At 33.2% G+C, this 12,920-nt stretch carries 5 protein-coding genes; all 5 read right to left on the bottom strand.

Going from position 1 to position 12,920, the window contains the following annotated elements; translation table 11 throughout:
* Positions 1 to 52: 52 nt before the first annotated feature.
* Positions 53 to 2,287: a PIN domain-containing protein gene (locus OM074_RS08795; RefSeq protein WP_301199091.1), complete on the bottom strand. Its 2,235-nt coding sequence runs from the start codon at positions 2,285 to 2,287 to the stop codon at positions 53 to 55.
* Between the two features lie 98 nt (positions 2,288 to 2,385).
* On the bottom strand, positions 2,386 to 9,351 hold the full coding sequence (locus OM074_RS08800) for a sacsin N-terminal ATP-binding-like domain-containing protein (protein WP_301199092.1): 6,966 nt from the start codon (positions 9,349 to 9,351) through the stop codon (positions 2,386 to 2,388).
* A gap of 55 nt (positions 9,352 to 9,406) precedes the next feature.
* Positions 9,407 to 9,724 (bottom strand): hypothetical protein, encoded by a 318-nt coding sequence (locus OM074_RS08805; RefSeq protein WP_301199093.1) that lies wholly within the window; start codon positions 9,722 to 9,724, stop codon positions 9,407 to 9,409.
* 397 nt (positions 9,725 to 10,121) lie between these two features.
* A complete protein-coding gene (locus tag OM074_RS08810) occupies positions 10,122 to 11,519 on the bottom strand; it encodes a KAP family P-loop NTPase fold protein (RefSeq protein WP_301199094.1) in 1,398 nt (465 codons plus the stop codon).
* Between the two features lie 53 nt (positions 11,520 to 11,572).
* A complete protein-coding gene (locus OM074_RS08815; RefSeq protein WP_301199095.1) occupies positions 11,573 to 12,919 on the bottom strand; it encodes a restriction endonuclease FokI C-terminal domain-containing protein in 1,347 nt (448 codons plus the stop codon).
* Position 12,920: the final 1 nt, after the last annotated feature.

Below are 12,920 nucleotides of genomic sequence, written 5' to 3' on the forward strand. Positions count from 1 at the left end.
TTACTCGATATCTCATAAATATAAACTATTGTGGATAATGCTATGAAGTTGATTATCTTTTTAAAAAGTTCTTTAAAGAAATTGTAGTAATCCCTAATATCTTTGACTTAAGTTGTAAACCATTGTCTGAAGTAAGCATAATTGGATTCTCTTCTTTGTACTTCAATGCAACTGACAAAATCATATTATCAGGAGAACGTTTGTCGAAATCATTAGGCAACAGAGATACATCAGCAAACTCATAAATGATTTCATGTGAATCCACATTGTTCAAGAAACGTAGGGCTTTCTCTGCATTTTGCTTATTTTGCTCGGTAAGCTTTATTTTAAGTTTATCCAATTCGTCTGTTACCTTGGCTGAAAGAATAATTGGATACTTCTTATCAATTCTACTTATAATGTTTGGAAAGTTAACGAACACATTTGTATCAATGATATAATAGTTCTTCTTTTCAGGCTGAAGTTCTTTTTTCGTACGTTCAAACTTAGATAAATCAATATTGCCAACAACCTTCACCTTAATATTATCAGTTTTGACCGTTGAAGATTCTAGAATAGGTTGCACGTCCTTTTCTGGTTTATCGACTACCACCTGACTTGACACAACTTTGTAGTTATTATCGACCGTATCACACTGCTTAATGAATTGAATCACGTTTGGTGAAACAGAATGGAAGTGCTGAAGGGGCATATCCGAGATAATTAAGGTAGTGCTGCGAGATCTACTGGTAGCTACGTTGAATCTTCGCTCTTCCAATGCAAAGCCCGGGTTTCTGCCAGGAATATAAAGGATTGCGTAGTCTACGGTCATACCCTGGATTCGGTCGATTGTTTCAATCGTAATATCCAAGTCCATATCTGCCAAAGAGAAACGCTTTTGAAGTTCTTTTACTGTGTCCCGGAAAGGCGTAATTATAGCCAAACTCCGTTCAGGATACTTTTTTTGCATTGTATCTACAACCAAACGAATGATGTTGTTAGCTGTATCAGAATAGAGACCATCTTTGAGGTCATTTGTACAAGTAAACAGCACCCCTCCCTCGTTAGAAAATAAAGAAGAACCTGCCTCGGAGAAGTCTTGATATTCTTTTTTTACAGAGATGAATTTGTTGCCATAAAAGATTTTTGTTAGTGCCGCACTCTTATCAGTAAGACGGAATGTGGTAACAATTCTGTATGCTTTTATATTTGATCCTAAAGCGAAAGTCTTCAAACCTTCAATTTGAGTATTCACATTCCATGCGTTATAAAGCGGATTATTTAACTTTACAATTGGAGGAAGCTGCATGGGATCACCAACAATCAGACACTTGTTTCCTAATTGTTTGAAAGCTGCTATTGTAGTCAAAAACGCTTGGGATGCCTCTTCTATAACAATGAGATCATAACTTGGCAATCCATTCAGCTTCATTTTATTTTCGCTGAATACACTAGAAAGGCCATAATTTGTAGCACACAGCAACTCACCATCTGGAACAAGTAAATCTGATCCGGCATTTTTCACACCCCCAATTTGCTTTTGTTCATCAATGGAGAGGTTTGTTTTGCTAATCTTTCCAGCTGGTATATATTTTTCCAAAGGTCTTTGCTTAATCAACTCAACCAGCCCCTTATTTGCCATTGTTGTTACACATACATTATGACCGTTTTCCAAGTACGATGCTATTATTGTTGCAATGTTATAACTTTTACCTGTTCCAGGAGGGCCTTGAACGATCACACTATCCTGCTCATCTAGTGTTTTAAGGATAGTATCAGAAATGTTAGAGGGATTGTTTTCATCATAAGCGAGTTCTTCCGGGCGCCAATCCTCGTAATCAATAAGAGGTTCCAACATCAATTCTTTGTTATCAGAAAAAACATCCATATATCTACTTAAGTTCTTGTAATAATCCACCGGAGGAAAAGGATTATACACAATCACACTTAACGACTTTCCTTCTGATGTGGTTTTAACGAATAAATCATAAAGTCTTGTACTAATTCCCGAACATGCAACATAATCATATCCATCATTCTTACACTGGACATAATACATGGGAACAACATCTGATGCCGAGGAATGATAGTCTGGATTCTCACAAAACTCCTCCCAATGGCAGGTCCATTCAGTAGGGTGATTACCAAGTATTTGTCTGGCAGATTTCTTTATTACAGTAATTGATTTCTGTACCTTCAAACGAGGAGCCATACGACGAGGAAACTTAAGTACTACCATTCCTGTTTCCGTTTGAACAGAATCTACATAGGCAATTGAAAGTTCATCAGATTTAAATAATTGGCGCATTTGTGATTTATTGACCTTCTGCTGTTCTAGAATAGCTTCTTTGACCTGATCCGCAAAAAATGCCTTATAATTATCCACCTTTTTGTTTGTCGCCATCATTAGAATTCATTTAAATCTTCGTTACCATCTTCTTTCTCTGCCATCGCACCAACATAGTGAGCAAAGACTGCATCCATATTGGTGTGCGCCGCCACTCTAATGAGGGTATATGCCGAACCCTTAGCTCCGTTTAAAACCCCAGAGTAAAGGTTATTTACTACGTCTACTTTATCTTTTCCTGTTATCTTTATTACCACATCATCTTTTTCTACCAGTTGCAAAAATTCATTCGTTGAATTAATATAATGAAAGTTCTTGCCCTGACCATCAAGGTAAACGCAGATAGCCCATTTATTATCCATCATTTTTTTCCATACAGAAGGAGAGGTGTACATTACACCTCTAGCTGCACTACAAGCATGAATATATCTTCCATTTTTCAATGGATGGATCGATACATCCTCTGCATTTTTAATGAAATCCTCCAAATCTTCTTCTGGCTCTTCATGCAGTTCCTGGATTAAATTATTATATAAACGGAGTTTGGCGAGGTAGTTTGTATCTGCGATTTGCTCTGGTGCAATACCACACTGCTCGAGTACGTTAATTTCTTCATCTGTTGCTGGTAGTGATTCTAATTCCAGTGGAGTTCCATTGGAACGCATAAGATTTACTTCCTCTTTTGTATATGGTCTCGGAGGCCTTCTGGTTTGCGGTGATCTTGGAGTACTACCTAAAGGTTCATAATCTGAATTTTTCTCTATAGAACTGATGTATTCATCTTCATTCGATGTGTCGTAGTTATAATCATCTGAAATCTCCACTTTTTGATTAGCTGAATAATACGCATTTCCGGATCCGGTGTTATTTCTATTGATCTCTTTATTAGTAAATTCCTTAGGTGAGGAAGAACTTTTTGTACTTGTATCTTCTGGATCTTCTGAATTCTGTATACCCTGCTCAATGTTTGGTTCATCCAAGTCTTCTTGGCTTTCCTCAATATCGTCTACTTGATCCGAGCGTGTAGAAAAGCTTGGTCGATAAGGCTCTTCAAATTCACTATCATCATCTACTTTATTACCAGATAATTTACCTTTAATCCCCTCAACTAGTTTATCAATTTCATTTATAAAATTATCATCTAGTATTAGGGTATTCTGTTCTTTCACGATATCCAGGGCATTTTCCTGGCTGTCCATAATGTCTTCAATTAACTCTTCGGTGATGTCCTCTTTGTTGACATCAAGAAACTTCATATACTCTCGTACAAACAATGTATATACGCGTTTACTATCAAGGGATTTTACAAAGTAAAAGTCATTGGATCCGTTTTGATGATAGAATTTCTTTAATGATTGGTTAATTGAATTGTCTGCATTATAGGTTATTAGAATTTTGCTGCATTTATAAAGTTTTAGCAAAGAAAGTTTTCCACAAAAATCGGCATATAAGGCTTGCCAATTTTTATTATCTATAATACCTGCAATGATTAAAGCAAATAGCTTAAGGTCTTTATCTTTTTCAGAATAAAGTGAAACGTCAACGGGCTCCATTTTTAAATCATGGGCTGTTATTGTTTTTATACCCAATATATCACACGCTTTTTTAAACGAATCTCCAGATGGAAAATATAGCTTATTTACAATTCTTGAATTTGTGCCAAAATATTGATCCAAAGTCTTATCCGAATAGTCAAGCGCATACAAATCTTTAATATGGACCTTTTCATTCTTATTATTGAACCATAGTGCATGTTCATCTTCACGGTATTCATGTATTTTGGGATCAAAGGATTCATCATAATCTTTAATCATCCATTCATTCAATTTAGTTCTTCTGTCCTGACCCTGGATAGAAATCAATGCATAGAGTGCATCAAGGAAGTTTAACGCGTTTTTGAATGGTAATTGACTAAACAATGACAAATTGTTAGATGTTTTGATATCAGGCAGATTGATTAACGGAACTTTGTTTTCCCAATCTTCAATTGCTTTTACGTACCTTGACACTTCAACTCCATAGTATAGATCTTTCGGTGTTTTCATATCATCTTTTGTAGGAATGCAAGCCAGATCATCAAATAACTTATCGGAAATAAACTGATTGATGCGAGAGATGGATACTTCCTTTTTAATGAGGTACTTACTCCAAAAGTAAATTGAACATTCTCTGTTTATAAGTAGATTTATGTCATTTTTTTGAAAATCGCAGTGAACATCTAGTTGTCTAAATAGCCTTCCTACATACTCTGTACATTCTACCTTATATGCATCACTGACATAATGAAGTGAATTTACACCACATAGTTCAAAATCGAAGGATGGATTGTAAACAGAGCCCATGGTTAAAGTAGAGGCTTTGCAGAACTCATTGTGCCTATTCAGCAGTAATAGTGCATCTAATCCTTCCATATCCCTTAAAACCTCTCTCTCATTATTTCTAATACTAGACAGATCATTTATGAATTTAAAGTGAAGCTCTCTTACAGAATCACAATCTTTAGTTTGCATTGCAATATAGCAATCTAACTTATGTTGTTGCCACTCACTTAGTGTAGACACATAATCACTATCAACTTCAGCAATAAGATCTTTTATCAATCTACGTTCTTCAGCAGATTTAAAAGAAATCTGGTTTGGCAATTGTATGTATGAAAATGGCTCTGATTTTTCGCAATCAATATAAATAGTATCTTTTATTGTGTAGAATTGGCCATCATGAGCTTTAATTCTTAGGTTTCTGAGTTTGGAAACCAATTCATTTTCATAAAAAAATTCAAGTTTTTCTCTATTTTCAGAGAAAAGTTTTGGAAGGTTTTCGTCTTCAATTTTATCCAAACGCGGTATAACTGTCTGAACAAGAATATCTACGATTTCATATTTTATACCAATTTTAACCCAAAATGATTTCCATTCTTCAATATCGTCATTTTCATCCAGATAAGTTGAGCTAATAAATAAAGCATTGTTATTGTATATTTTTACAATATGTTCAATACCAGCCCCATCCATATATTTATCAGAGAAATATACAGGTTCATCTAAACTCTGAATACTACCATCATTTAGCATGACTGGCAAGCTTGCCACATCTTCTATAAAATTATCAGAGACGTTATTTTTAAGCCAACGCCAAAATACTATGTTTAATATTTTATTTTGAAGAGTGTTACTGAAAGCTTCATCGTTGTTTTTCAGCCAATTAAAGAAATGGTTTATGGTGAACTTGGTATTGCCAAGTTGGCTTTCCCAGTATTCAACATTATTTTCAGTTTTATAATCAGGATCAATTATGTCTAAATCTGAGAACTCAACAAGACCTTTGTCAAATAGTTCTTTGGCTTTTGCACTTAGAGTTTTATGGCCCCCGGCAGAAACTGCTGCAATATCATGTCCATACAAAAACACCTTTGCATTAAGCATCTTTTTTTGCTGATCTGGGGTTAAAGCATTAATATGTTCAATTATGAAATTATGAAAGGCTATGTTTTTATCTTTTTGATCTATCTTTTCGTTTATGGATTTTAACTCTGCAACAATCACATTATCAAAGAAATCTCCAAACTTAAAAGGCTTTACTCCAATTACAGCTAATGCTTTTGAATTACCATACTCTGGGTTACAGATTGAAACAATGTATTCTGGAAACCAATCGTTTTCAACTATAGCAACAAGTTCTTCATCAAAAGTATATAGATTATTAGTATTTGCATCAACATCGGAGGTATCTTTATCAACTAAAATAAGACCTTTAAAAATATCCCCATCCTTTTCTTCCTCAAATATTAAATGATAGTTATCATCCAGATATTTGATAAAATCAATATTTTTAAGACCGTCAATATCTTTTGAATCGCTAGTATTAGCAATTATGTCTTTTAAATTCGTCTTTACTATATCCTTATAGAAATTATTTTTTGTAAGTTCATAAACCCATAACGTTTGAGAAATAAAACTCTTAAAATCATATATGTTGTTATGCCCGTTATAATAGTCTTTATCTAACACATACATCCAACCATTATTGAGCCATTCTTTTGCAGAGTATTCATCGTAAAAGTTAGAAGGAAAGAAGATTTGCTCTTCTGATAAACACCATTTTACATCTCCTTCGAAATCATAAGTCTGAATAGTATAGTTTCGAAGATCACCATCTTTTAGAAAATCCTTGTTAGTAAAGCAATAGTCAATGAAGCTTTTGCTAGTATCAAAGTTTTCATTAATTGCTTCGCTAATATCATCTTGGAAATCTTCACAAAGAATAATGTCCTTAATAATAATTTCATCAGCAAAGTTTTTTACATTAAGGTTGTCTTGGAAATATTCACGAACACTTTTATCATAGTCAGATGAAACAAATTCGATACACACATTACTTAACCAGTCATAATCAGCTATATCTTGCCCATGTTCAGAACTAAAGAAAAGGACTGCTTCTGAAAAAGTAGACACTACTTCGTCATTGTCGTTAAAGAATGGTAATGATTCTATTTTATCATTACTTTCTATCTCATTCTTCGCCAAAAATTTAAAGAAATGAAGGGAAGTATCTTTTACTTTAAGCTTTTCTTTGGTAGCATTAATTTCACTAGGGGATAGAAGTACATCATTGATAAAATCTTCCGGTAAGAATTCAGAGAACTTATTTTCATACTCTTCATCCCAAAGTTCACTATTCTTAAGGAAATCTCTTGAGGCTTTTGACAAATGGGGGATATGTTCATCAAATACCTTTAAATCGATAAGATGTTCATCCATGTCAAAATATAAGTCATCTGCTTTTCTTAATTCGCCAGTACCTTCCTCAATAAATATCTCTTCTTCAAAGAAATCTTTAAGTTTATCTTTCTTTAAGAGGAATTCAATAAATTGATTGTTGTTATTTTGATTAACTACCCACTCTCTAAAATCATCATCAGAACAAATTTCCTTCAAATCCTCAAAATACCAGATATTATCTTTACGTTCCAGGTCTTTCAAATATCTTTTTAAGAAAGCTTTGAATTCTCTATCGTTACGAAGAATTTTCAAAGGAAGTGATCCTTCGTAGCCGGTGATCTTGAAAAAATCATCGTCGTCCATAATTCCTGATGACATCAAACCAGTCTCATCAAGAATGATATTTTGGACCAATTCGAAATGACCGTTTTCAACGGGTATCAGTTCATCATTTACAATTCTTGTATCAAATCCAGCTTTAAATCTATCTATAAGGTTCTTATATTTTTTATGTTGACTAATATTGGTTTCAAATACAGGTACGAGATTAAAAATTGAGTTTACTTTATACTTTTTCAACTCACACAAATCCTTTATCCAATCAAAGAATTTACTGCCTGCTATTTCGGCAATTTCCTCATTGATGTTTACTTGGTTAGAAAAATCAATTTCGATATCATCACGAGGACCTGTGGGAATCATATCGGTGTTCATTAAGAACTTGAACCCCCACGATGCTTTTGTTGGTAGATAGCAATATAATTGCGCTTCGTCAACCTCTTTTAGATTAGCCCCATCAATCTCGCAAGCAAAGGATACCCTTGTTTTATCAAAATTATAGTATTTTAGGGGAATCTTCAGTGCACCAGAGTCCTCTTGATCATCAATATCTGAATTTATTGATTCGGTAATATCTGCCGGTACTTTTTCGTCATAATTATTTACTTGCCAACGGTTGTTATTACACAAACATTGCAAATCAGGCTCCGACGTACCATTATAAAAGACCTTAACGGAAGATAAATTAGGAATAAATAAGATAGCTCGCTCGTTATGGAAAACGTCTTGGAACATATTTATATAATTTTTCCCAGTATCTCTAAGTATTTTAATGTTTTTTGGACGTAAGGCTAGTTTAACTCTGAATTTCTTATCCGCATTCGTAAACACATAGCGTTCACTTGGCGATAAATCTTTGTAAGGGGTCACAATAGGAAGAATCTGCCATGGGGTATCAACAATATCCCGCGTTTTTTCTTGATCGAAACGCAAGGAAAAATCTCCTGTTTGAAGATAGACAAAGTTGTTGTCAAGGAATACGGTTTTGAAACCAATCCCCTTGTACCCAATAGCATCTTTATTACCTGTTTTCTCTTTATCGTTGATACTACATATAGCGGCAATATTACGTTCGTTAAATTCAGCACCAGAATGGAGAAATAACAATGAATCATGCGTGATGTGGAATTCCACATTTACCAGCTCACGGCGACCGTTGATAATATTTGGATAGTCATTCGCATTCTGCAGAAGTTCGTAAATAAAAATCTCTTTGCCACTTGCCGTTAACTGATTTTTTAGCGTATCCAACATTTTGACAATCTTCTGACCTGCCCCAGCTGGATAATCCATAATGCTATTATATAGTCTTTCAACGATGTCTTTTCCAGAAACTTCTTTATATGGTTTCGTTTCATCAACTTTAAAAAAATAGACATATTCCTCTTTTCTTGCACCGTTTAATATCCAGGAAAACTCATAATATTTTCCATCTAGGGGCTTTTTGCCATTAGGATGATATACTATAGGCTGCTGTTCTTTACCGTTTTGAAGAATAAGCTTAGAGAAATCAGATCTTCGAATATCACGTATACTAAAACTTCCATCTTTGTTTTGAGTAAATTGACCAATAAACAAGTTGTCTTTTAATTTCAGATTTCTTATAAATAAAGCCTCTTCATTACTATCAAATGATTTTACTTCCTTGATTATTATATTTTTAATACTATTGATATATAACTTATAGTTGTGTTTCTCATTTCGAAGTAGGTCAAGATTAATAGAACAAATAAACTCGCAATTGCCTATCTTTACTTCAAATTTTTTTGGAACGTATATGGAAAGAGGGCATAGTTTATTTTTCTCGCCATTCATGACTATATCTGTCAACTTGCCACAAAACAAATTCTTTTGTTCTTCGGGGATGTCTTTATCAAAAACTCCAGTAAATTTCACATCTCGGAAAAACTGATTAATTTCCCCATCGTTGGCCTTCAGTAAGTCGTATTTAGATGAATATTTTGCCATATTGAATTCTTATTTATTTTTTGAGATATGAGTATTATTTTTTCTAAAATAGAAACTATAATTTCTCAAGCACATTATCTAGTAATTCACTTGCCTTATTTCTATATGAATGACTAACATCTTTTCTTCCCATAAACTGTCTAAAAAAAACAAAATTGATTTGGTTTCCATTTATTTCTGTTGTTTTACAGATATTATCAATTTTCTTATCAAAATTATTATCTAAAGGAAAATAGATATCAAGAATATGCCAACATGGATGAACTCCACTTACTATTATAGTTTTTAAATTAAGTTGAGACATTTGAAGAATAAGAGATTGTAAATGTGAACGGCAATTTCTAAAAATTGCATCAAAATTTTTAGTTGGCATTCCTTTTAAAGGGAATGTGCTTGACGAGCATTTTACTAAATCTGTAAAAGCGACACCATTGTCTTTACCTATCGACTCGTACAAATATGGATACCATTTGTATATTGTACTAAAGTAACTGTTTAAACCTGGTCCTTGTCGTAGAATTTGAAGTGGGGAAAAATTATTTTCTCCAATTGATGTACTATAAGGGTTAACTCCAATGTATAAAACCTTGCTACTTAATTTTCCCCAGAAATATTGAGATGGAGGGATTCATTTGAAGTATAAGAAAACGGTTTGTCATTTATATTTTGCAAATAATCTTTTGTGTTTTCAGCACAGTTTATATTATAGGGACATGACATGAGTAATATATTTTATAAATATGTTTTGTATGGACTGGAATAGTTATGGATTAAACTTTAATCTGATCTGTTAGGTCAATTTTATTAATTAAGAAATCAATGGATATATAACTATAGTCTTTATTAGTAATGGCTTTTACTATTTTTTCAAAGTCATCACCAGCACCTTTAATTGGATATTTAATATTAAACTTGAGTTTACTATCTTCATTGAAAATTTTGCTTTTTCGATTATCGCCTACATACCAATTGTTGTAGAAATATAAATAATGTGCCTCCAAAGAAAGGAATTTGTGGTATCTATCTTCTTTAATAAGAGGATTTACTATCTCTTCTATTGCCCATAATAGCTCAAATGGAGGTGTTGACCGATCTCTTGTTTTTGTGTATAAATCTGGATAGTATGACTTAATAAAAATTAGAAACACAAGCAAATGAGGAAATACAATGTGTTCCCTGTCAAATGACGAAAGTATCAATTTTGTTTGTGCAAAAATCTTCTCTTGTCCTCGTAACGGCACTGATTTACTTTCAAAAAGCTTGGTAAATATTTCGATAAATAGCTTTTTATCATTATAAGAGTCGGAGTAATACCTTGGTTTATTTACATCGAAAAAACTATCTAGTTGAAAATAATCAAACAAATAATTGGTAAATACACCTGGGTTTGGTTTGGGTAGACTATATTCAATATCGATAAAACGTCTTAGATACTCATCTGCATCAATTAAATCGCTTCCATATACGCCTCGTATGGAGTGACCTAATTGTACCTTATCCATTGCTAAAATGGAAACAATTCCTTTCACACTAAATAGATGCTTTATTTGTTCCAGAACTTCAACAGAGTAATCAGGTCTACAGCGATCCATTTCATCAATAAAGAAAACTATGGGTGTATTTTGTGTTGAGTCTTTTACAAATGATTCAAGCTGCTTGCGAAATTCTTTTATGCCTCGTTTACGATTGGTATAGGATTTTAACTGTTTTTCTAAACCTGTTATTGCAGTTTCAGACAATGCATTAACAGCTTCTTGGGCAAACCCTTTTCCAATATGTTTTTCTACTAAGGCTTTATCAGCCGCTGTAGCAATTTTTTTTGTTAACGGAGCAGCTTTTTTTAAAATATTTTTAAAGGATTGTTCTGTTTTCTTATCCATTAATTGTTCTAATTCAGATATTAAGGCAACAAATACATCTTTTTCAAAATCATTTTCCCAGGCATTATAGTAAAGTGTTTTAAAGCCTTCGTTTTTTAGATGTTGCTGCCACATCTTTACGAATGTTGTTTTTCCAGTACCCCAAGTACTATTCAAACCTAATACAAATCCACAGGTGTAATTTGTTATTATTTGGGTAAGAATTAACGCAAATTGTTTACGATCCAATTGGCAATTTTCAAATGGATTATCAGGGTTTATATATAAATCGTTGTGACGTAAATTCATTTGTTGGTTTAACTATATAGTTAGGTAAGTTTCTAAATTGCGCTTATTTTTCTCTATACATCATCAAACTCTGCAATAATATTAGTTGATACAACAGGATTACTAAAGCTAATTAAACTTTCAATGACATTGGATAATCCCAATCTGTCTTTCGTTTTGTAGGCTAATAGATACAGTAAAGCTTCTGATGATAATAGGATAAATCTTTTAATATCTGTATTCCAGGTGATTTCATTCACAAAACTTTCAAAGTTTGATTTAAAGGAATTGCTTACAATTATAAAACCTATTTTTTTATAACCTTCTTTTTGAAGCTTTGGACAGTAATGATTAATATATTCTCTAATTGCCCTGTCATCAACACCCATGCTATATCCATTGCTATATGCTTTTGCATCTACAATAAAAGCTGTATTTTCTTCCCGAAACCTTAATATTGCATCAGGATTACGGCCACTGCCTTGCCCAAGTATTTCGACATCGAAATCTAGTTGTTTAAATATTTCTGCAACCAATTTCTCATAAGCACTCCCTTTTGCAGATGCAGATTTTTCAGTTTCAGCCCCCAACTCAACTAGTTTAGCTACTTTGGGAATAAGATAGTCGCTCAGAGCAAAACTAGATGATATTTTAAGAGTAGTTACTTCCGGTTCTGCTTCATCAGTTTGTTTAGCAATAGGAGTAATCTTTTCAATGGCTTTACTTTCTTTAGGATTACCGTTATAATTCCAAAATGCATGCTCTACATCCCAGTTTGTTAGTTCCTGTTTTGAATAATCGGATAATACAGATTTTATTTCTTCATTAAGATTATAAAAGTTCTTATAATTTTCTTGTTGGTCGTTTTTATCTTCCCAAATATTCAAAGCCTCATAAGCTTGTAATTGAGAGGTGTAGTAGATAGGCCATTTACTGTAATCTGCTATTGACCAGAAGTATGATAAGAAGTAACCAACAGAACTTGAGTTAGGAACTTTACGCTTGTCAGTAGCTTTGTTCCGTATATCCAAACAATAGCTTTCAAGCATCTTAATTTTTTTTACAGCTTCATTCAAGGTACCAGGTAAAAGAATCACCTCTTGAATCAATTTTGTAAGGGAGGTTAAATTCTCTCCGGCTGTGCGTACCAGCAGATTAAAGAACATTTGGCCTTTTATCGCTGTAAATCCCCAAAGGTTATTACGCTTATTGTAACTATCTATTGAAGTTTTAAACTCTCGAATATCTATTTCATCATTCTGAAATTGAGAAATAATACCTTGTAAATAACCAATAGCCTCTATTCGTTGAATATCAATATTGGGTAGCTCTTTGCCTTTGTTATCAAGAATTACTTTGTCTGAAGAATTGTAATTATCCCAAATGGATCTGATTTGTTTTATAGTGTCTTGAGTAAGCATC

Source organism: Plebeiibacterium marinum, assembly GCF_026013615.1.
In the GTDB taxonomy this organism is placed as follows: Bacteria; Bacteroidota; Bacteroidia; order Bacteroidales; family Marinilabiliaceae; genus Saccharicrinis; species Saccharicrinis marinus_A.

Bases quoted from the DNA above. Each gene is read 5' to 3' on its own strand.
- OM074_RS08795 (WP_301199091.1), bottom strand. From the start codon at position 2,287: ATGCGCCAATTATTTAAATCTGATGAACTTTCAATTGCCTATGTAGAT.
- OM074_RS08800 (WP_301199092.1), bottom strand. From the start codon at position 9,351: ATGGCAAAATATTCATCTAAATACGACTTACTGAAGGCCAACGATGGG.
- OM074_RS08805 (WP_301199093.1), bottom strand. From the start codon at position 9,724: ATGCCAACTAAAAATTTTGATGCAATTTTTAGAAATTGCCGTTCACAT.
- OM074_RS08810 (WP_301199094.1), bottom strand. From the start codon at position 11,519: ATGAATTTACGTCACAACGATTTATATATAAACCCTGATAATCCATTT.
- OM074_RS08815 (WP_301199095.1), bottom strand. From the start codon at position 12,919: ATGCTTACTCAAGACACTATAAAACAAATCAGATCCATTTGGGATAAT.